Below are 21,892 nucleotides of genomic sequence, written 5' to 3'. Positions count from 1 at the left end.
ATGTTCCTTTTAATCGCAATTCATTTCTGGCTACTTCTATTAATTTAATCTTTTTGTAAAAGAAAGCCCAAAATGCTTGATACCCATCCGATTCACTATGAACCATCAGAAACTATTTACCTTATTCAACAAAAATAAGATAATTTCCTTTTATTTTCTTTCGTTTTTTTCAATTTCCTTCTTATTACTTCTACGGTCTACTATGTAGCGTCGGATAATGGCTATATTTTGAAATAACCTAACTCCAAATGCAAATATTGCTGCTAAATACAAATCGACACCCAATTGGACCCCAAGAAAAGCTAAGAAGGCTGCTAATATAACATTAAAGAAGAAACCAGAAACAAAAACAGCTTGGTCAAACTTCTTTTCCAAATGTGCTCTGATCCCTCCAAGTAATGTATCAAATGCTGCTAATACAGCTATAGACAGATAGTTTGCATACTCTTCAGGAACTCTAATGTCAGATATAAAACCTAAACTAATGCCTACAATTAAAAACAATATTGGTAACCACATTATGTTTCACCTGTTTCTGTAGCATCTTCCGTTTCAAGATATTGAAGGTCTGGGGTTTGTTCATACTCTGGTAGAGTCAATGTATTCCTTACTTCCATGGATACGGATAGATTCTCAATGACAAACATTTCAAGTGAATCACTTACTTCCATATAATTAAGCAGTTTATCTGGATCCTCAGCCAAAACTTTAATTTTTAAAGGGAGCGGAGGAACTGGATGGTTATTAACGTAAGTCGTCCCATTCACATCACGAATAGGTGAAAGGTTAGTAATTCTTTCCTGCCCAATGGAAATGTCTTTAGCACCATAAGTATTTAACTCATTAATAAGCTGATGTAGCAGAGATGGTGATACAGTAGGATAGGTTTCAGCATACTCCAAATCCTGAAAGATTGGCTCTACTGTAAGCATTACTCCAGCCCCTTTTACTTCTGTGAGACCAGCTTTCAACTTTAAGTTATTAAGTGATTTATTGAGTGTTTCTACCTTCTCAAAGTTTGATTGACCTTCATATTGAGCAATCATCTTATTTAGCTCTCGCTCTTTAGCTAACAATTCTTGCTGAGTCTTTTGTTGCTCCTGCAACTCGGTCCTAACTTCCCATAAATCACGAGTATCCCTAACTTTAGGTTCTTGGGTTGTCTGAAATTGTATGGCGATCATAAAGCCGACTAAAGCAAATACGAAGGAGAAAATGATTTTATTACGAATGTTCATTTCAATCACCTTTCTCCTGTAAGGCGAGCATCCATATTGATGATGTCTTTCTTCTGAGTGGTAACTTCTACATTATCACTTAGTAGCTGGTCAACTACTCCACCTTTTAGCGTTAAGCTAGGCATTAGAACATCAGGGTTTCCGATTGCCGTAATGACAAACGGCGCAGGATGTTGAACGCCATCAACAGAAACGACGGGACCTACACAAGCTATATATGAATCTCGATACAGCCTTTGCCCATTAATTGCAATAGCATTTGCTCCTGCTGATAGCAATTCGTTTACAACTTTATGAATGTGACTATCGTGTACAATATATTGATTGACATTTTCTTCTGATGGTATGTAATCTGCATCTTTTAGCTGAATTTCAACACCTATACCTTTAACCGGAAGTTCCCCTGTTAATTTTTGAAGCGTTTTTTTGTCTTGCACATAGTCACTTACTGTCTGTTCTTGATTGGCTAATTGATTTTCCATCTTTTGAATCTCAGACTTTTTCTCTTCGATGTCTTCTCGAATAGATTGATTTTCTTTTTCAATGTTAATCAATTGTTGCCTGTAATAAAAATCTTTCTCAAGTTGTTTGTCAGTAAGCTGGTAGACTTGTGGATCCTGGTTAGTTTGTTGGTAACTAAACGCAACCAGGAATCCTGAAACGAATAACACAAGGGAAAAAATGACGTGTCTACCGGTTAGCCTCATCGCTCTCTTCCCCTTCTTTCTCTTGTTGTGGATATTCTTCGAAATAAGCACCAACATCGATATGAATAATCCCTCTTTGTCCTGGTTCTAGTTGTGCGATAATAGAAGGATATGATCGCATGTTCTGAGAAAAATTCCGAATCGAAGCCTCCACTTCAAATCCATCGTTCATGTATAAATGAATTTTGTAAGGATTCTTATCACTTGGTGTCCACTGTACCTCCGAAATTAACTGAGTAACACTTGAAGGTAACTGTTGTAGTTCTCTTGTCATTTCTTCTAAATAAGATTGACGCTCGAATCCAAGCAATAAAGGAGCATCACCATGAGGGTTCTTTAATTTCTGGTCCGTCAATTCCTTACCCGTTTCTAAAATCGGGTAATAAGAACCTTCTCTTTCTACGTACCCTACCCTCTGGTATTCCTCAATCTTCATTTCAACAGTGGAAGGGAAATGCTTGTCTACTTGAACCGCACTTATTTCTTCATGTTGTTCAATCTTTTTGGCTAAAGCTTTTCGATCTACTTTCCAATAATTATCTTCTCCTGGAGTTAATCCACTTAACGAGAGAATCGTGTCCCGATCAACATGATCGTTCCCTTTTATCTCAACAGACTTTATTTCACTCAATGAAGATTGTAAGTAAATGATGATCGCAATAAGCAAAAAGAAAAAAGACAAGTACATAATCAAGCGTCGATTCGACTTCTTTCTTCTGGATTCTTTGAGTTTCGGTATCCGATCTTCAATAGAAACGATTTTCTTTTCAGCCATGGAAAATTCCCCTGCCCGGTGTTTTCAATTACATAAGGAAACGGCATACTAGATGCCGCTATTATGCATAGGAAAATTATATCACAAATCACTTGATTTTTCGTGATTTTTCTGTATCTATGTGCCAACAATTTCTACTTCTGTATGCAAATCCACACGATACTTTTCAGCAACCGTTTTTTGAATGTGAAAAATTAATGCTATAACGTCTTCATATGAAGCAATTTCGAGTATTAACGATAAAATCTCCGTGTAACTCAGAAATTTCAGCCCCACCTATTTGATATCCCTTTAAACCAGCTTCTTGGACTAGTTTTCCTGCGTAATTTGGACAGGGTTTCTAAATATACTACCCGCACAAGGGTCACTTCAGGGTTGGGTTTCTCTACGATAATCTTTGTACTGCTTCATTTCAGACATTAATACTTCCTTGTTTCCCGGTTCTAATTGAAATTCAGCCTCTACACATATACCCGGATTTTCAGTTTGTAAAACCGATGTGCGATAAGAGAATTTCATTTCATCTTTTTATAGCCACGTTAGGCTTACCATCCATTCTACATCATTATCCAGCAGATGTGACAGTTCTATAAAAAATATATGAACGATATACGATTCGGCTCGTTTCCCTATAAATTGGGGGTCGCAGGTGTAGTTAGGGTGTAGCGGATAAGACATTTTAATTGTATATCGAAACCTAATTGCTAAATATAACTTTATTAATAGAGTTACATAAAGAGACAATTAATTTTGTATAAAAAAAAGCCATCCCTCTTGGATGGCTTCTATGTTACAACTTAGCGTAACGACTAATGTTTAGTAAAATCCCCACAGAACAGAGTGTCAAGGTTAATGAGGAACCTCCATAACTTAAGAAGGGTAAGGTAATGCCTGTAACTGGCATTAATCCTGTTACTACACTAATATTAATCATTACTTGAATTGTGATCATTCCAACGATTCCTAATGCCAGTAAGCTGCCGAAAGTATCCGGTGCGCTTAAAGCAACCCTTATGCCCCGCCACAAAAGCAGGAAAAACAATAATAATACTAAAGTTCCCCCAATAAAACCAAGCTCTTCGGCGAGTATAGCAAAGATAAAATCCGTTTGAGGTTCCGGGAGGTAATAGAACTTCTGTAAACTCTGTCCAAGCCCAAGTCCCATTAGTCCACCAGGGCCAATGGCATACAAGGATTGGATAATTTGAAATCCAGCTCCAAGAGGGTCTTCCCAGGGATTCAAGAAAGCAGTAATACGCTGCATGCGGTATGGTGCAGAAATAATAAGCCCAGCAAACCCTGCTAATCCCAGTACACCTAGTCCCACAAAATGAGCAATTCGGGCTCCAGAAACAAAAATCATCAGCATACAAGTTCCAACTAATACTACTCCAGTTCCAAGGTCCGGCTGTAACATAATGAACCCGAAAGCTACCATGACAAGGGATAAAGACGGCAGGAATCCCTTCGTGAAAGAAGTAATCTTCTTTTGGTGATCAGCCAGATACCTAGCCAAGAAGATGATTAAACCAAGTTTCATAAATTCAGATGGTTGGATACTAAATGCCCCTACTCCAATCCAACTTCTTGCTCCTCCCCTGACCATCCCAACTCCAGGGATTAACACAGCTAAAAGTAATATAAAGCAAACAATTAAAAGAGTTTTAGAGCTATTCCTCCATGTAAGATACGGAATATTCATAAAGCCAAACATTGCTACGATCCCTGCACCTGCGAACAATAATTGACGCTTTGCAAAGAAAAAAGAATCATCAAATTTATAAGTTGCCCATATAGCGGATGCACTATAAACCATAATAACGCCTATTAAAAGTAGTGAAAAAATGGCTATAATGAGCAACAAATCTGGTGCTTTATGCAACTGCTTCGTTCGACTCTGCAACATAAAATGGCCCCCTTGGTTCAAGCAGAACGTTGGGGGCCTTATGAATTATAGTAAGACAAGCCCCCTACTCTAATGTATGCACGGCTTTTACAAACATGTTCCCTCTTTCTTCAAAAGTTTTATATTGATCCCAGCTTGCACATGCCGGAGAAAGAAGAATAACATCTTGTTCAGCAGAGATACGATAAGCTTCTTCAGCTGCTTGCTTAACATTATCGACCATAAGTATAGTCTCTATTCCATTTTTAGTCCCAAATTCACGAAGCTTTTCACCCGTTTCCCCAAATACTACCATCGCCTTGACGTGTTTCATTAAAGGGGCTAACTCTTCAAAGGATTGCCCTCGATCTAATCCCCCAGCGAGCCAAATAGTTGGCTCAGAAAAGGCATTAAGCGCTTTTTGAGCAGCTAATATATTCGTTGCTTTTGAATCATTAAAGAACCGACGACCTTTGACATCTTTCACATATTGCAGTCGGTGCTCCACTCCTGTGAAGGTTGTTAATACTTTACGAATTCCTTCTATTGTAGCTCCTGCTAATAAGGACGCAGCAATCGCAGCCATCGTATTCTCCAAGTTGTGTTCGCCCTCTAACAGAATCTCATTCTGTTTCATAATGAATGTATCCTTATAGTAAACAGAGGTGCCATCTGTCCATACCCCTTCAGATTGTTCAGAAAGAAGGGAAAATGGAATGGTTTGAGCTTGTGTTTTTTGCACAAGTGTACGCACTTCTTGGTGATCTGCATTATAAACCGCATAATCTTGAGGGGTCTGATTAGCAACAATCTTTGCTTTTGATTGCCCATAATGTTCCATCGTTTTATGGTAATCCAGATGCGCTTCGTACAGATTTAAAAAGACAGAAACATTTGGCTTGAACGTTTCAGTTCCAAGTAATTGAAATGAAGACAATTCCATAACCATTGTTTCTTCAGGAACTGTATTTTGAGCAACTTCGCAAGATACTTTCCCGATATTCCCTGCTAGAGCGACAGGTTTTTTACTACGTTTTAGCATCTCATATACTAGTGTCGTGGTTGTTGTTTTTCCATTAGATCCTGTAATAGCTACAATGGGTCCCTCATGAAGCATATAAGCCAATTCAATTTCAGTTACCACCGGAATACCTCGTTCTGTCGCAGCTTTAACTATAGCGTTCGTATAAGGTATGCCAGGATTCTTCACGACATAATCTACGCCTTCTAGAACGCTTAGCGGGTGTCCTCCTGTAATAACCTCAATCCCTTCATGATGAAGGGATTGAGCTTGAGGATTTTCAGAGAACGGTTTCTGGTCATTAACCCTAACCGATACCCCACTACTGTTTAGAAGTTTAGCGGCTGCTTCCCCAGATTTGGCGAGCCCGAGTACGAGGACTTGATTATAAGGAAATGATGTTAACTTATTCAATTGATCCACACCTCAATATAGACGCCTAGAGCGGCAAATAGTAACCCAACAAGCCAAAACGTTGTTACAACGCGCCATTCTGACCAGCCCATAAGTTCATAATGGTGGTGAAGCGGACTCATTTTAAACACACGTTTCCCGGTTGTTTTGAAAGAAATAACTTGAATAATAACGGATAATGTTTCGAGAACAAATACGCCCCCAATAATGACAAGTAAAATCTCTAACTTTGTTAATATTGCAATGGCTCCAATAGCCCCACCTAGTGCAAGGGACCCGGTATCACCCATAAAGACTTTAGCAGGATGGGCATTGAATACAAGAAATCCTAGTAACGAACCAACAATAGCAAGTGTGAATACAGCAATCTCAAACTGAGGAACACCGTGCCAAGCTAAGATTCCAAATGCTCCAAATGCAATCGCAGCAGTACCAGCTAACAAACCATCAAGTCCATCTGTTAAATTAACAGCATTCGATGAACCCACAAGCATAAATACGATTAGAAGGGCATACCCCCACCCAAGATCAACTTGAAAGTCCGTCCCTGGAATTCCAATATAAGTAGGGAAATCATGACGTCTTAAAATAATATAAAAAACAGCTGCAATAAATAATTGACCTACCATTTTTTGTTTGGATGTTAACCCAAGATTACGTTTCATGGCTACCTTAATAAAGTCATCTAGAAATCCTAGAAGACCATAACCAATTAAAACAAATAACAATAAAAACACTTCAAAGTTCATTGGATCTGGGTTGAACTTCGATGTCATCACCAGTGTTGTAATGGAAACAGCAACAAGAATCATTAAGCCACCCATTGTAGGTGTACCTGATTTCTTCTGGTGAGATTTAGGACCTTCATCTCGAATAGATTGACCAAATTTCAAACGACGTAAGAATGGTATAAATATAGGTGAGATGAGGACGGTAATTAAAAAGGCTATTGCCATAGTGATTAATAGTACTTGTTCGTTCATTGTGCTCCTCCTTTAGATCTGTAAACCGTCCGCTTAAATCTTTTAATCTGTAAATTCTTCTACAAAACTTTCAAAAGCCATTAAGCGAGAAGCTTTTAATAATACAATTGTATCTTGCTGCAACATGGGTTGAACGACTGCAGAAACATCCTCTTTGGTTGAATAAGAATAGACATCCAGATCTTCATGGTGTTTCTTTACTTCCTCTGCAATCACAGCTGATTCATCCCCTACTGTTATAAGAACATCAATGGATGAATCGATTGATGGAGCCACAGACCGATGCATTTCTTCACTTTGAGCCCCTAATTCAAATATATCGCCTAAAATAAGAATCTTGCGAGAATATTGATTTAAATCTTTAATTACCTCAATGGATGCACGCATTGAAGTCGGGGAAGCATTATAGGCATCATTAACAATATGTGCTCCATTCTTCCCTTCTATTAGTTCAAAACGCATCCCTGTTAAAGTCATTTCGTTCAAACCTTGTTGAATGTCAGAAGGGTCCATCCCTAATGCTTTTCCGATTACAATTGCAAAACTGGCATTTTTTACATTGTGCTTCCCTAACAAATGAATCGAGTAAGATTCCCCATCATTTATTGTGAATGTTGTAGTAGACCCACTCATTTGAATGTTTGATAAGAAACATTCATTCTTTTGATCAAACCCACACGAAACGACACCTTCTCTTGTGTGAAGAGGTGCCAACAATGGTTCATCTCCATCTAACAAGAGTGTGCCCCCATCACGAAGACCTGCAAGTATTTCCGATTTCGCTTGAGCAATTCCCTCTCTAGACCCTAAAAACTCAATGTGAGATTCTCCTATGTTTGTGATGACTGCAAAATCCGGCTCGGCGATAAAGGAAAGGTTCTCAATTTCCCCAAAGTGATTCATACCCATCTCTAATACAAGCACTTCAGTTGAAGCCGGCATAGCAAGGATCGTTAGTGGTAGCCCTATATGATTATTGAAATTCCCATCTGTCTTGTGAGTTTTGAATGATGGAGCTAAAACAGCATCAACAAAATCTTTCGTTGTTGTCTTTCCATTTGAGCCCGTTACCCCGATAACTTTTGGGTTAACTTCTTTTCTGTATACATGGGCTAATTGCTGTAAGCCTATAATTGTATCATCCACAAAAAACAAAGGAAAATCGTTTGGGACATAGGACGGAACATCTATTTTCTCATCCCACAACGCAGCAACGGCCCCTCCTTCAATGGCATCTTTTAAAAACTCATGGCCATCAAAGCGGTCTCCTCGTATTGGAACAAACAAACCTTTATCTGTTTTTTTACGCGTATCGGTAAATACATTTTTTATTTCGATTGATTCAGAGGCAACCCCTCTAGCAGAGGGGAAGTGACGATGAATCCATTCTGTTGTCATCTTCATTAGTAATAATAACTCCTTTATTGTTTGGCCTTAATACACTCAGCCGCTACTTCACGGTCATCAAAATGATGAGTAACCCCATTTACTTCCTGATATGGTTCGTGACCTTTACCAGCTATTAAAATGACATCTCCGGCACTTGCCTTATCCACAGCGAATTGAATGGCTTCTCTCCGGTTAACGATCGTTGTATAAGAATCCTCTTTCACGCCTCTTTCCATATCTCGAAGAATGGATTCTGGGTCCTCACTTCTAGGGTTATCAGAAGTGAAGATCGCTTCTGTTGCATACTTTACAGCTACTTGCGCCATAAGTGGTCTCTTCGTCTTGTCTCTGTCTCCCCCACAACCTACAACAACGTAGATGTTTTCTTTAGCAAAGGATTGAATGGTTTCTAACACATTCTCTAAAGAATCAGGAGTATGGGCATAATCTACAATAACCCCGTAATCTTGACCAGCTAGAACAGGCTCAAAGCGTCCGCTCACACCTTTAGTTGCTGATAAAGCTTGTTGAATGGTGTTCAGTTCTACTCCAGAAACCCATGCTGCACTTGCAGCCGCTAACATATTATATACGCTGAACTTCCCGATTAAAGGACTATGAATTTCTTTCTCTCCAGCGGGAGTGCATAGGGTAAAGGTCGTGCCACTCGCAGATAGGTTTACGTTTTTCGCTGTTACATCTGCTTCTTGGTTAATGCTATATGTAAGAACTTCTTGAGAAGTACTTTTACAAAACGCTTTATAATATGGATCGTCTTTATTCACTACTCCAAATTTCGGTTTATTAGAATCATAACCATTTCCAAGTTGAGCAAAAAGAAGTGACTTGGCACGCAAGTAATCATCCATATCTTTGTGATAGTCCAGATGATCCTGACTTAAATTGGTGAATACAGCGATATCGAAATCCGCGCCATGAACTCTCCCTAAATCAAGCGCATGAGAAGATACTTCCATAACAGCAGTATCCACACCTTCATGCGCCATCTCTGCAAAATGCTTCTGTAAAAACAGGGAATCGGGCGTAGTGTTTTTTACTTCGTATTCCTTGTCTCCAATTTTCATTTGGATTGTACCGATCAAGCCGGTCTTCTTATTGTGATGTTTAAATATAGATTCTACTAAATAAGATGTAGACGTCTTACCATTGGTACCAGTGATCCCAATTAACCTGAATTGTTGTGTAGGATTTTGATAATAGCTATTTGCTAATTTAGCCATTGCCTTTGATGTATCACTTACAAGGATAACCGGAACGGAGACATCTAAAGGGCGCTCTGCTACAATTGCACTAGCACCGTTCTCCTCAGCTTGTTTAGCAAAATTATGCCCATCTACTGTAAAACCATTTATACATATAAATAAATGACCAGGGTCAACAAGTCTTGAATCCATTTCTATTCCAGTGACTGTTACATTGTTGATGTCCTTTGTAGTTTGATAGACATTTAATGTCTGTAATAATTGACTTAACTTCATGTAAGGACTCCTTACTATTAGATTTTCAACGTATATTATAGCAGACAAGACCCCGGTTCGCGATTGTTCTTTAGTGAGAATGATCAGATTGACCTTCTGAAGGAGCCTCCTCTGCTAGAAATAGTCGAATTTTAGAACCCTCTTCTACCTTGGTCCCTGCTTTTGGAGCTTGATCTACGATATACTTACCTTTTCCACTCGTTTCAATAGAGAGGTTCACCATATATTGAGTTAATTCCTTCTTTTCAAGTCCAATTAAATCCGGAATCTCAACAAGAGGTTGATCTGGCCATTGGACTTCTTTCTCTAAACCATCCGTTCTAGGTTCGACCCCCATGGCACGAAGGCTGTCACCCATAATGTTTCCAACAATTGGAGCAGCTACTACACCACCGAATTGCACCGTATTTTTCGGGTTATCGATAGCTAAATAAACCACTAGTTCCGGGTCATCAGCAGGTGCAAATCCTATAAATGAAACAATGTGATTGTCTGTCATATATTTTCCATCTGGCCCTACTTTTTGTGCCGTGCCTGTTTTACCTCCTACCCTATATCCTTCTACGTAAGCCCCTTTTCCTGTCCCCAGTGCGACAACACTCTCAAGAGCCTCTCTTACTTTAGCTGATGTATCTTCAGATATAACACGCTTTCTCAAAGTTGGTTCTGCTTGATCAACAGCCTCACCGGTAATTGGATTAATCCACTCTTTAGCAATGTATGGTTCATATAAATATCCTCCATTTACTGCGGCAGCTACAGCTGTTACTTGTTGGATCGGTGTTACAGAAACCCCTTGGCCAAACGCAGTCGTCGCTAGCTCTACAGGTCCTACTCGCTCTTCTTTGAACAAGATCCCATTCCCTTCACCTTGAAGATCTATGCCTGTTTTCGTGCCAAATCCGAAATCTTTAATATAGCTAAATAAACGTTCTTTACCTAGTTCCTGACCTAACGTTACAAACCCTGGGTTACACGAGTTCTGGACAACTTCTAAATAGGTCTGACTTCCGTGTCCTCCCCTTTTCCAACATCGAAGCCTCGCTCCATCTACTTCAATTGAGCCACTGTCATGAAAATGGTCCTCTTCTAGATCTACAAGGCCTTCCTCCAAAGAAGACGCAAGAGTGATGATTTTAAAGGTAGACCCTGGTTCATAAGAACTCCATATTGGAAGGTTACGGTTGTACACTTCTTGGGGTACATTTTGATAATCTTCCGGATCAAACGTAGGTCTACTTGACATCGCTAATATCTCTCCAGTATCCGGATTCATAGCAATCGCAATTGCACCATCAGGATTATATTTGGCTTCTGCATTATCAAGCTCTCGTTCAATAATCGTTTGTACTCGATCATCGATGGTAAGCTTTAAGTTATACCCGTCTTTTGGTGGTTCGTAAACATCTGCTATATTAGGAAGACGTCCTCCCTTGGCATCAGAGTAGAAAGAAAGCTGACCTTCTTCCCCTTTTAGCTGCTCGTCATAATACAATTCAAGCCCCATTAACCCTTGGTTATCGATACCGCTAAAACCTAACACGTGGGAAAGATACTCCCCTTTTGGATAATGACGCTTAAAATCTTCTGCAATGTAAACTCCATCCAAATTCAAGGCACGTATAGCATCAGCTTGCTTCTCAGAAATTTTACGTCCTTCTGGATGTAATCGTTCAATCATACTCACTTTTGTTACGTGTTGATATGCTTTATCTATAGGCATATCGAGCACTTTTGCTAGCTTTTCTGCTGTCTTTTGAGGCTCTTTAATTTGTCTTGGAACAACCATAACAGATGGAGCCGAAACGTTTTCTGCTAAAACGACACCGTTCCGGTCTAAAATATCTCCTCGTTCAGGTTCAAAAGGGATATCTCGGCTCCACAAATTTTTTGCCTTGTCCATTAATTGGTCTCCCATGACAAATTGCACATACCCTAAGCGGGTTATAATAACAGCTAGTACAAGTCCTGCCAAAAGAAAGACAGTGACCAATCGTTTTCGTAACGTCACATTGGATACTCGTTTCATGGTACATCTCCTTTACGTCCATGGTATGCTTGTATCCATTTTATGAGTTAAGAAAATCGATTAGAACACTGTCTTTGTTACCCTTTATTGTTCCTCATCTGAAGAGTTTTCTTCCTCTTTAGCCTCTTGTGAGGATCCTTGTTCTTCTTTTTGCTGCATTGATCGTTCTGTTTGTTCCTCGAGCGACTTGTCAGAAGGCTCTTCATTTGGACCTGTTAGTTCCACTACGAGATAACCCCCATTTTGTATGGATGCCCCCGGAGCAACACTTTGCTTCCGAACAAAGCCACTTCCAATAGAATCCACACTAATATCCATCACATCTCCAAAGGTGAGCACATCTCGAAGCGCCCAACCTGACATATCAGGCATTTTAGTTGAATCTGAAGTAACTAAGAAAATCTTCTCATTGGAAATGACCTTCGTCCCTCCACGCGGGAACATCTCTTTCACTTCACTTCCATCCCCTAGTATTATTGGGGTCAATCCATCCTTTGTCAGGGCTTGTTTAGCTTTGTCAATAGAGTCTCCTGTGTAGTCATTAAGAGACTTCGATTCTACAGAAAGCTCTTCTTTATTTTCAGTGGGTTTGATGTTCATATAGTGTAGACTATTTTCCATCACTGTTTTGAAAATATAAGAACTTGGTTCAGCTTCATATTCAGTTGCTTCAAGGTCTGGTTGTTTCACTGATACATACATCATAAGCTCTGGATCTTCCTTAGGGGCCATGCCCAGGAAAGATAGGTAGTAATTCCCATGGCCAGCTAAGTACCCTCCACCGTTAGGGTTTGGAATCTGGGCTGTACCAGTCTTACCTGCCACGGAATAGTTAGCCAGGTTATAGAAATTCACACCCGTTCCATGTTCTCCTGTTACAACATTCCCCATCAGCTCTCGCATCTCTTTTGCAGTATCTTCACTGATCGGTTCTCCCGCTACTTTAGGCTCCTTCTTCTCTAAAACATCCCCTGATGAAGGGTCTGTTACTTGTGAGACCACGTAAGGTTGCATCATTTTCCCATTATTAGCTACAGACGTGGCAGCTTTCATTTGTTGAATGGGCGTAAATGTTGATCCTTGTCCAAATGAAGTTGTAATTATTTCACTGTCCCACTTGTATACAATTTGCCCTGCTTGCTCACCAGGAAGGTCAATCCCTGTCTTTTGGTCAAGACCGAACGCTTGCAAATAGTCCATATACGTTTCAGGGCCTAGTTGTTCCCATACTAATTTGGCGGCTGCTACGTTTGAGGAGCGTTCAAAGCCTTCATCATAATCAATGACATCCCAACCCTTACCACCGTTATGGTCACCGATTTTGTCACCACGATCATTATAAACATACTCCCCTGACATATACGTATCAGACCCGTTATACACACCTGCTTCCATAGCAGCTGCATATGTAAAGATCTTCATGGTTGAACCAGGTTCATATGGGGAAGCAATAACATCGTTGTACCAGTTGCCAATATCTTGTCTTTCGTTTGGATTAAAGCTTGGCCTGTTTCCCATCGCCAGTACTTCTCCGGTCTTTGGGTCCATGACAATGGCTGTTATTTTTTCCGGACTATATTCCTTCACAACATGATTCATTGCATCTTCAAGGAATGTCTGGATTTTCTGATCAATTGTCAGCGTGACATTAGCACCGTCTTCTGGCTTCTCAAAAACTTCTTCTGGGTTTAGTAGTTTCATATTGTATTTGTCTCGTTTGTAAGAAATGGATCCGTTTGTCTCCGATAAATAATCATCCATCTGTTCTTCAATTCCCATCATGCCATTGATCTCTTCATCATCACCCTGATTTTGCGCGAAACCAAGCACATGTGATGCGAACATGCCATTAGGGTAGTACCGTTTCGCCTGTTGCTTAAAGCGTATACCTGGCAGGTCTAATTCCTCTATCTTCTCTCGGGTTTCCTGGGATAAATAACGACCGTTAGCTCCAAATTCGACTTGGAAAGGTTTTTCTTTCGTTAGCCTCTCATACACATAAGACTCTTCTAAACCTAAAATAGGAGCCAGTTGTTCAGCCGTTTTTTCCGGATTCTCAACGTGTAATGGCTCCTTTGAATCTTTTGAATATTCTTCATCAATGATGGCATACACACTATAAGTCGGACGGTCATATGCGAGCGTCATTCCGTTACGATCGATAATCTTACCTCGATCGGCCTCAATCGTATAGGAACTCGTACGTTTTTGATCCGCCCAATCTTGTAGTGATACCCCTTCAATTTCACCTGTCGCCTGAATATAAGCGAAACGGCCGAATATAATCATGAAGACCAGCATAAATCCAAGCATGTAGAGCTTCGCCATTCGGTGAGTTGTTCGATTTTTCTTCATAAATCTCATGTCCCCTTATTCGTTACCGGAAACTGATTTAGCTTGTTTAACTTTTGATTGTCGTATTTCAAGACCATTTTCTTTCGCGATTTCCATGATGCGCTCAGGATTTGATAACTCCTTGATTTTATACTGGAGATTCTCATTTTCAAGCTGCTGCTTATTTATGTCTGTGTCCAAATGTTGTACATCACGATTGATTTGATCAATCGATGATGAATAAGAAACCACGACTACACTAAAAAGGATCGCTAGACTGCTTACTACTGTGTATAAGAATTTCTCACCAGGTGTAATCCATCTCTTTTTATGTACCTGGACTTTAACCTGCTTTTGACTCTGGCTTTGCTCTGTTGTTTCATGTTGGTGCAATTGTTTCGCTTTTTCTGCACTCATTCATTATTCCACCCTTCCCATGGACGTATTTTCTTAGCAACTCTTAATTTCGCAGATCGAGCTCTTCGGTTTTCTTCTAATTCTTCTTCACTTGGAATAATTGGCTTTCGGTTCACTAATTCAAACGGAGGCTTTTGATCTTCAGGAATAATTGGAATGCTTTTAGGTAACGGTGGATTACTACTCCACTCTTTAAACGTTTGTTTACATATACGATCTTCTAAAGAGTGGAAGGTGATAACAGCTATTCTGCCTTCTAGCGCTACCATTTCAGCCGCTTGCTTTAAAGCGTCTTCAAAAGCTCCTAACTCATCATTCACAGCAATTCGTACCGACTGGAAAATCCGCTTTGCCGGGTGACCACCCTTCCTTCTGGCTGGGGCTGGAATTGCATCTTTAATAATGTCTACTAGCTCTGTAGTCGTTTCAATTGGCGCTTCCTCACGTTTCTTCTCAATGCCTCTGGCTATTTGTTTAGAGAATTTCTCTTCTCCGTACTTGAAGAAAATTCGGACAAGGTCATTATAATCCCATTCGTTAATGACTTCATAAGCGCTAAGTGGCTGTTCCCTGTTCATCCGCATATCTAAACGTGCATCCTGATGATAACTAAATCCTCTCTCATCTTCGTCAAGCTGTGGAGATGATACCCCTAAATCAAAAACAATGCCATCTACTTCTTCGATTCCGAGATCCAAAAGAGATTGTTTCAATTCCCTGAAATTTGCATGTACAAATGTAATTCGGTCTTGGTAGGGAGCTAAACGTTCTTTTGCAGCGTTCAAGGCTACCTCATCTTGATCAAAAGCAATAAGCCGACCTTTTTCACTTAGTTGAGATGCTATACGCTCACTATGTCCCCCACCACCGAGTGTACAATCGACATAAATACCATTCGGTTCTACATTTAATCCAGTGACGGTTTCTTCCTTCAATACTGTAATATGGTCAAACATACTTTCATTCCTTTTTTGTTAGATTCTCTTGTTGTTATATTATTTGCTAAATATCAAAATCCATCATGTTCTCGGCGATTTCTGCAAAAGAATCTTCAGATTCCTCAAAATACGTCTCCCAATCATCTTTAGCCCAAAATTCAACACGATTAGAAACGCCAATAACAATACATTCTTTCTCTAGTGCTGCATACGTCCTCAGAGGGGCAGGGATATTAATTCTTCCTTGCTTGTCTACTTCACACTCCACTGCACCTGAAAAGAAAAAACGAGTAAACGCTCTAGCATCTTTCTTTGTTAGTGGGAGCTTCTTCAACTTCTCTTCGATGACGTTCCACTCGGAAAGGGGGTATGCGAATACGCATTTATCAAGGCCTCGTGTAATAACAAACTTCTCTCCTAAATCTTCACGAAACTTAGAAGGCACGATAATTCGGCCTTTTGCATCTATATTGTGCTGATATTCTCCCATAAACATATAGATAGCCCCACTTTCTCACACAAGCGTACCACATCCCACCACTTTCCTCCACTTTAACTTAAATATTCTTTGGGAACAAAAAAAATCCTGCCTTTTTGGGCAGGATTTTTTATAATTTAATTATTTTGTGAAAAGTCTTAGTGAATTCTATTAAGGTGAACACTTTACGTCCTTACAGAAAGATGACGTGATGAGCTTTCTTCCAATCATATTGCACACTCAAGAGCTGCTTTGGAAGGTCAGGTCCATAATCATTCACGAAAGGAAGTATATTCCACACTCTCTCTTGCAATCCGCCTTCTGGGTGTAAACGTAAATCAATTTGATCAAACACCTCTAACTCTCTACTGTGCTTTTCTTCTAGTCCTTGAGCCATTCGCTCTTGAAGAAACTCCACGTCTCTAAACAAATGGAATAAATTCTTCTCTGCTATTTGACCAATATCATCCCGAATTTCATGCGCTTTTTCTTTCAAAGGACGATGTGCCCTTTCAATCGCACGTTTCACTTCATCTGCCAATTCTTCAATAGGAGGATAGCTCTGCATCGCAATCCATTTGCTTTTATCTTCCGTGACCCCTTCATTTACAGCTTGTTCTACATCAATCAAATGACGACGAAGCCATTTTTCATTTTTGCGATCCAGTAGCGTCAAGGATAAACGAGGCATAACAGGAGGCATTTGTATACCAAGTGACTCAAATACTGACTTAAGCGCTGACCAATACCCAACTTCACCGGGACCTGCGATAAATGAAAGAGTAGGGAGTACAAGGTCCTGCATAAGAGGGCGGGTTACGACGTTGTTGCTAAGAAGATGAGGCTCAGTTTCAGCAATATGCATAAGTTCTTCTTCACTCAAACAACATTCATCTTTCTTACCTCTCCAATACCCTTCTTCGTCTTTCATTAATAGCGTTCGTTCCCCGTTCCATTTATAGAATAGATGACCATCATCAACTTCCGCCTCCAGGTTAACGGCGTAGCCTTGCTGTGCCGTCTGATGTAGCGATCGTACAACGCCTTCGCTGATTTCAGGCTGCTTTTTTATCATTTCTTGGAAATAGATACTCTCAAGACGTCGGAGGTCTTCATCCTGAGCGTCAAGTAGAACAAGTCCTTCCTCACTGAAGAAGTAATGTGTAATTCGTGCAAAAAGATCAACAAACGTTGCCGATCCTTTTATTTCGCTCTTGAATAGTTCATAGATACGATTCGTGTATTCACTCTCATGTAAACCCACAAATAGACGATCAAGCCATGATTGTATAGCTTCTTCATCCATATCCATTTCTGATATGGCTTCTTTTTTCATTTGTTTTTGAAGAATTTTATGTTTTTTCATTCGCGGCGATTGCGGCATGTAGATGTGGTTGATCTCATCAAAATCATGATCCTCACCCGCAATCCAGAAAACAGGTAGTACAGGACGGCCAAGTGCGTCTTCTTGTTCTTTAGCCATTATTATAATCGATATCATTTTATGGATCGTGTACAACGGACCAGTAAGTAAACCCGCTTGTTGGCCACCAACCACAACGACACTTTCAGGGTTCCTTAAGCGCTCAATATTTGTAAATGTTGCATCGCCTGCTCCCCATTTCTTATTGACCACTTGAAGATGATCAGCCAACTCTTCCCTTTGGAATGTGCGACTATCAAGTTCTTGCGCGCGTTTTTCATATTCTTCTTGTTTATATGGGTTATAATGAAATTTATTTAAAAGCTCCTGCTCTTGAGCACGATAATGTTGGATAAATTTATTCTGTGATGGTAATGCAATGGGTTGGATCCGCATGGATAACCTTCTCCTTTTTCAATATGATCTATGTATTCCCCTCGTATTGTATCGAAAAGATGAAGGGATTTCACTCAAAAGGCATCACAAAGTCATAAGTCGATAGGCTAGTCCGTAAATCGTTAGACTTATGTGCAAACTTACAAAGAGCAAAAAGCTAAACCGCCAAAATCCTTTAAATGCCTTCTTAAATACAATCTCTTCTTTCACTTTCCAATGGAGAAAAACAAAAAGACTTAGTAATAGTATAAGCAGAATAAAAACATAGCTAATAAAGGACCGCTCAAATATAACAAATAACGCTGCTGGTACAGCTAAAACATAAATCAAAGTCATACTGTTTACCGTTACATGCAATGATTTCTTCTTATTCTTCACCGTTTTTCTCATAATCAAATAAACAATAATTGTAAGTGGTATCGGTAGTGTAATAAAAACAGCTGCTAAGTATGCCAACATTTGATTCATTCGTATTCCCTCCTATCCATTTGCTGCATGGCTTGTACTCCTTCATAAACAAATGTGGTATAAGGGAGTTCGTCATTTGCCCTTTTTAACAAATAACCTGAAATCCCTTCAATTTCTGTCCTTCTACCATTCTTAATATCTTCGAGCATAGAAGAGTGATTATCTTTTGTTTGCATCGCAACCTTCTTAACCCTGTCTAAGTGATACTCCACACTAGCCTTGCCAAGTGCATCGCACGCCTCTTCACATAATTTTTTTGCAATGCGGAACAGGTTAGGATTATTCACAACCTCTCCATTAACAACCTTAAAAATAGACGTTAACGGATTAATAACAGCATTTATGATTAACTTATCTGACATTACTTCAAACCAATCATTCTCTAATTTATATGGAAAGTGACTAGATTCTAACATTTGTTTATATATAATTAGGTCTTCTTGCTTCATAGTTACAGCAGCTATTCGAGTAACACCTACTCCAGTATGAGCTACAGTCCGATCACTCAACTTCCTTGCTCCATGTTCTATAATTCCAATAGCCGTAGGATTAATAATCTCATGTATGTCTTCTATATGTCCCATTCCATTTTGCAGGAACAACAGAGGGGCAACGATTTCATTTACCTTCACTAACTCCACAATCTTTTTTACATGAGTTTGTTTAGTAGCAATTATAATTAAATCGAAAGCACCGCTTATATCCATAATATTTTTCACATGAATATCATACATCATCGATTCACCCTCAACCTGAATGCCTTTATTACAGATGAGTTCTATTTGTTGCTCCCTCCTTACAAAGAGGGTTACTTCATGCCCTGCTTCTTGTGTTCTGATTGCATAAAGCAATCCAATTGACCCTGCCCCAACTACTGCCACTTTCATTACTTCACCTACTTACGTTCATCTACTCTTAATCTTTATACAATAAGAGGTTAAATTCCTCCTATATGCCCATTTTAGCAAAAATTTTTATGATGCAGTTCTTAGAAAATAGCTGATTTCTCTTGTAGCCCAACCACGGAATCACTCCACACCAAAAACATTAACCCCTAAAAGAACAACAATCATTTTATTCAGAAAATTTTTATATTATAATAGAGAAGAGCAATTAAGGTTTTAAGGGGGATTTTATAATGATGGATACCATACAAGTTCAAAAACTAGTGGTTAATTTTAAAACGTTAGAGGAATTCAAACGATTTAAAGAATATGGAAATCAAGAACTCTCCATGCTAGAAGACCTGCAAAGTAACATAATTGAAAATGACAGCGTTTCACCATTTTATGGCGTCTATTATGGAAACGCTTTAGTAGCTCGAATGAGTCTTTATCAAGTTTCATCTCGATATGATGATTACTTTGAGCCTCCTCAAGATTACGTAGAACTTTGGAAGCTTGAAGTCTTGCCTGATTACCGAAATAAAGGGTATGGTAAGAAGCTTGTAGACTTCGCAAAAAGTTTCCAACTACCGATTAAAACAAACCCTCGTATTAACTCTCACGGTTTCTGGGAAAAGATGGGGTTTCAAAAAGCAAAATATGATATGGAGCGAGATTTAGGAGAAAACCCTCTAATTTGGACCCCTAATGGAGTCTCAGAAAAGACACCTTCATCATGATAAATAAAGGAAAAAGGCTGATCACTAAGGTGATCAGCCTTTTTCCTTCGGTATTTGCACCCACTGCCAAAGCTTCCCCATCTCTTCCCATGCTTGATGATATCGTTTTACCTGATCTTTTAATTTTTGATTTTCTTCGTAGAGCTTTGAAACATCTTGCTGTGAAGATTCAGGCTTATTTCCAGAAACATTTTGCCTCATCGTTTCTAAAAAAGAGATCGCATCATCTATGGAGAAAGTGGAGGTGATAGAATCCTCTGCAGAAGCTACCTCTTCCTTTTCTGCCCCGCCTCTTTTTCTTTCCTCTTTCGCCAATTGAATCCCCTTAGCATATCGTTTACGAACAGTAGCATTCCATCGAAAGCCACATGCAGCCGAAGTCCGTGAGAGTTTCACTGCCACCTCCTCAAAAGCCTCCAACTGCGTTTTCCCAAGCCGTATATAACGGAGAACCGTTTCAGCTAGTAAAACATCCTCATCCTGTGTCCAAGCATCTTGCCTCGTAGCATTCATTCTATCCCTCCTATCACGTGTAATAAAAATGTATGCAACTAATAGGAGAGATAGACTAGGGAATTAAGAAAAGCACAGGGGGCTTGCCCAGAGGCGTACGGATAAGCCATCTTTTCGGAAGAGGCGATAGCCTCTGCAGAAAAGATGGCTTATCTCGCTAGCCTCTAGCCCCCGGAGCTAGACATCAAAGAAAAGCACAGGGGGCTGAATAGGCTTAGAGGAAGTTCGGCTAAAATCAGCACGTCAATAGCCAACACCGAACGACTCCATATCGCTTGGGGCCCGATAACACAAACCCGCACGACTAGTAATGCTTATCCAAAAGAAAAATAGCTGTTGCCCTTATATGCAACAGCTATTACTTTAGTTTAAATTGATGGACTCTCTGAACCTATCTAAGACTCAGGACTTTTTGTAACCCTTAAGCGCTTCTTTATGTTGGTCATTCCCCCACAGATTCGAGCAGCGTCTAACCTCATCATCCATATCAGCTGATAGGGATATAGGGATTTGTTGCTTCACATATTGTTGCTTAAAGTGTTTCACTTGATCGATATTCTTGCTTAAGAAAGGTTGAAGAATATCGTCAATATCTTCTGCTATTGTCTCTTCACGAATTGTACCTTGTAGCCATCCTGTCTGAATAGCTTCTTCTGTATCATAAATACGGGACTGTACAAGCATTTCGTAAGCCTTTAAAGGGTGTATTCTTTGGTAAAGTAACGCACCACCACCCCAACCAGGTGATATCCCTAATTCCCCTTGTACAAATCCTATTGTAGAAGCCTCAGCAGCATACCTAAAATCACAAGCAGTAGCTAATTCACAACCTCCCCCTCGTGCATGCCCATTCAATAAAGCAATAGTAGGTACCGGAAAACGGGATAGTTCATAAAGCGCTTCTTTCATAGGATAAAGGGCACTAAAAGCTTCTTGAGAAGACAAGCCTGCATGAAAATCATTAAGGTCTCCCCCCGCGCAAAATGCTTGAGTACCTGCTCCGGTAATGACTAGTGCTTTTAAATCAAGGTCTCGTGCTTCCCATAAAAGTCTGTGAAACTCCTCAATCATATCTAAAGAAAGGGCATTACGTCGCTCAGGTCGGTGAAGAGTTATCATACCGTAACCTTGGTCATATATATCCCACTTCACATATTCACTCATGTTGTTCCCTCTTTTCTTTTCTATTCTTTCTACTTTTATTTTACCAGACTATTTAAGTAAGCGTAGACTTTACTAGCACATAATCTTTATAAAACTTAAGTCAACACTAATCAACCTCAATAAACCCCCATATAAGACACAAAAAAAGGGTTCTAAGTCAATTGTTGGGGTAGGAGGCAAGCTCCTGCCCCTTTATC

The 21,892-nt window shown here is 39.7% G+C and carries 20 protein-coding genes and 1 pseudogene; 1 reads left to right on the top strand and 20 read right to left on the bottom strand.

All coding sequences use genetic code 11. The features are described 5' to 3' along the window. Positions 1–150: 150 nt before the first annotated feature. From N780_RS00105 to N780_RS00020, 18 genes and pseudogenes are all read right to left on the bottom strand, one after another. Complete coding sequence (locus N780_RS00105; protein ID WP_036778473.1) at positions 151–519, bottom strand: small basic family protein; 369 nt, start codon at positions 517–519, stop codon at positions 151–153. Further along, entirely contained in the window at positions 519–1,238 is a 720-nt protein-coding gene (locus tag N780_RS00100; protein WP_036779774.1) for a DUF881 domain-containing protein, read from the bottom strand. Before N780_RS00100 ends, N780_RS00105 begins: the two co-directional genes overlap by 1 nt. A gap of 5 nt (positions 1,239–1,243) precedes the next feature. Continuing rightward, positions 1,244–1,945 (bottom strand): DUF881 domain-containing protein, encoded by a 702-nt coding sequence (locus N780_RS00095; protein WP_036778470.1) that lies wholly within the window; start codon positions 1,943–1,945, stop codon positions 1,244–1,246. After that, complete coding sequence (locus N780_RS00090; RefSeq protein WP_036778467.1) at positions 1,929–2,720, bottom strand: cell division protein FtsQ/DivIB; 792 nt, start codon at positions 2,718–2,720, stop codon at positions 1,929–1,931. Before N780_RS00090 ends, N780_RS00095 begins: the two co-directional genes overlap by 17 nt. A gap of 117 nt (positions 2,721–2,837) precedes the next feature. Then, positions 2,838–3,245 (bottom strand): annotated as a pseudogene (gene murB, locus N780_RS19365) (UDP-N-acetylmuramate dehydrogenase); the annotation flags it as partial. Between the two features lie 265 nt (positions 3,246–3,510). Beyond that, positions 3,511–4,626 carry a stage V sporulation protein E gene (spoVE, locus tag N780_RS00080; RefSeq protein ID WP_036778457.1) on the bottom strand — a complete coding sequence of 372 codons (1,116 nt, stop codon included), beginning with the start codon at positions 4,624–4,626 and terminating at the stop codon, positions 3,511–3,513. 64 nt (positions 4,627–4,690) lie between these two features. Continuing rightward, positions 4,691–6,049: a UDP-N-acetylmuramoyl-L-alanine--D-glutamate ligase gene (gene murD / locus N780_RS00075; protein ID WP_332307794.1), complete on the bottom strand. Its 1,359-nt coding sequence runs from the start codon at positions 6,047–6,049 to the stop codon at positions 4,691–4,693. Continuing rightward, positions 6,037–7,023 carry a phospho-N-acetylmuramoyl-pentapeptide-transferase gene (gene mraY / locus N780_RS00070; protein WP_036778450.1) on the bottom strand — a complete coding sequence of 329 codons (987 nt, stop codon included), beginning with the start codon at positions 7,021–7,023 and terminating at the stop codon, positions 6,037–6,039. Before mraY ends, murD begins: the two co-directional genes overlap by 13 nt. Before the next feature lie 42 nt (positions 7,024–7,065). Continuing rightward, entirely contained in the window at positions 7,066–8,427 is a 1,362-nt protein-coding gene (locus N780_RS00065; protein ID WP_036778443.1) for a UDP-N-acetylmuramoyl-tripeptide--D-alanyl-D-alanine ligase, read from the bottom strand. A 17-nt stretch (positions 8,428–8,444) separates the two neighbouring features. Then, positions 8,445–9,911 (bottom strand): UDP-N-acetylmuramoyl-L-alanyl-D-glutamate--2,6-diaminopimelate ligase, encoded by a 1,467-nt coding sequence (locus N780_RS00060; protein ID WP_036778440.1) that lies wholly within the window; start codon positions 9,909–9,911, stop codon positions 8,445–8,447. Positions 9,912–9,981: 70 nt separating this feature from the next. Then, positions 9,982–11,940: a stage V sporulation protein D gene (locus tag N780_RS00055; RefSeq protein WP_036778437.1), complete on the bottom strand. Its 1,959-nt coding sequence runs from the start codon at positions 11,938–11,940 to the stop codon at positions 9,982–9,984. An 84-nt stretch (positions 11,941–12,024) separates the two neighbouring features. Continuing rightward, complete coding sequence (locus N780_RS00050; protein ID WP_036778434.1) at positions 12,025–14,295, bottom strand: penicillin-binding protein; 2,271 nt, start codon at positions 14,293–14,295, stop codon at positions 12,025–12,027. A gap of 15 nt (positions 14,296–14,310) precedes the next feature. Then, positions 14,311–14,691, bottom strand: a complete 381-nt coding sequence (gene ftsL / locus N780_RS00045) for a cell division protein FtsL (RefSeq protein WP_036778431.1) — start codon at positions 14,689–14,691, stop codon at positions 14,311–14,313. Continuing rightward, positions 14,688–15,647 carry a 16S rRNA (cytosine(1402)-N(4))-methyltransferase RsmH gene (gene rsmH, locus N780_RS00040; protein WP_036778429.1) on the bottom strand — a complete coding sequence of 320 codons (960 nt, stop codon included), beginning with the start codon at positions 15,645–15,647 and terminating at the stop codon, positions 14,688–14,690. The genes ftsL and rsmH overlap by 4 nt, the downstream gene beginning before the upstream one ends. A 46-nt stretch (positions 15,648–15,693) precedes the next feature. Beyond that, complete coding sequence (mraZ, locus tag N780_RS00035) at positions 15,694–16,125, bottom strand: division/cell wall cluster transcriptional repressor MraZ (protein ID WP_036778423.1); 432 nt, start codon at positions 16,123–16,125, stop codon at positions 15,694–15,696. Between the two features lie 175 nt (positions 16,126–16,300). After that, positions 16,301–17,926, bottom strand: coding sequence for a bacillithiol biosynthesis cysteine-adding enzyme BshC (gene bshC / locus N780_RS00030; protein ID WP_036778420.1), 1,626 nt, complete (start codon positions 17,924–17,926; stop codon positions 16,301–16,303). Between the two features lie 84 nt (positions 17,927–18,010). Further along, complete coding sequence (locus tag N780_RS00025; protein ID WP_036778417.1) at positions 18,011–18,394, bottom strand: DUF3397 domain-containing protein; 384 nt, start codon at positions 18,392–18,394, stop codon at positions 18,011–18,013. Then, a complete protein-coding gene (locus N780_RS00020; RefSeq protein ID WP_036778414.1) occupies positions 18,391–19,281 on the bottom strand; it encodes a ketopantoate reductase family protein in 891 nt (296 codons plus the stop codon). The genes N780_RS00025 and N780_RS00020 overlap by 4 nt, the downstream gene beginning before the upstream one ends. Before the next feature lie 254 nt (positions 19,282–19,535). On the opposite strand from N780_RS00020, the gene N780_RS00015 reads away from it, so the two are divergent. Beyond that, positions 19,536–20,018: an N-acetyltransferase gene (locus N780_RS00015; protein ID WP_036779772.1), complete on the top strand. Its 483-nt coding sequence runs from the start codon at positions 19,536–19,538 to the stop codon at positions 20,016–20,018. 33 nt (positions 20,019–20,051) lie between these two features. Here N780_RS00015 and N780_RS00010 read toward each other — a convergent pair whose 3' ends face one another. Continuing rightward, on the bottom strand, positions 20,052–20,531 hold the full coding sequence (locus N780_RS00010) for an RsfA family transcriptional regulator (RefSeq protein ID WP_036778407.1): 480 nt from the start codon (positions 20,529–20,531) through the stop codon (positions 20,052–20,054). A 402-nt stretch (positions 20,532–20,933) separates the two neighbouring features. Continuing rightward, a complete protein-coding gene (locus tag N780_RS00005) occupies positions 20,934–21,695 on the bottom strand; it encodes an enoyl-CoA hydratase/isomerase family protein (RefSeq protein ID WP_036778402.1) in 762 nt (253 codons plus the stop codon). Positions 21,696–21,892 lie beyond the last annotated feature (197 nt).

The organism is Pontibacillus chungwhensis BH030062 (assembly GCF_000770675.1).
GTDB lineage: Bacteria > Bacillota > Bacilli > Bacillales > BH030062 > Pontibacillus > Pontibacillus chungwhensis.
Note: the sequence above shows the minus strand (reverse complement) of the source record. Positions and strands in the feature narration are given on the sequence as shown.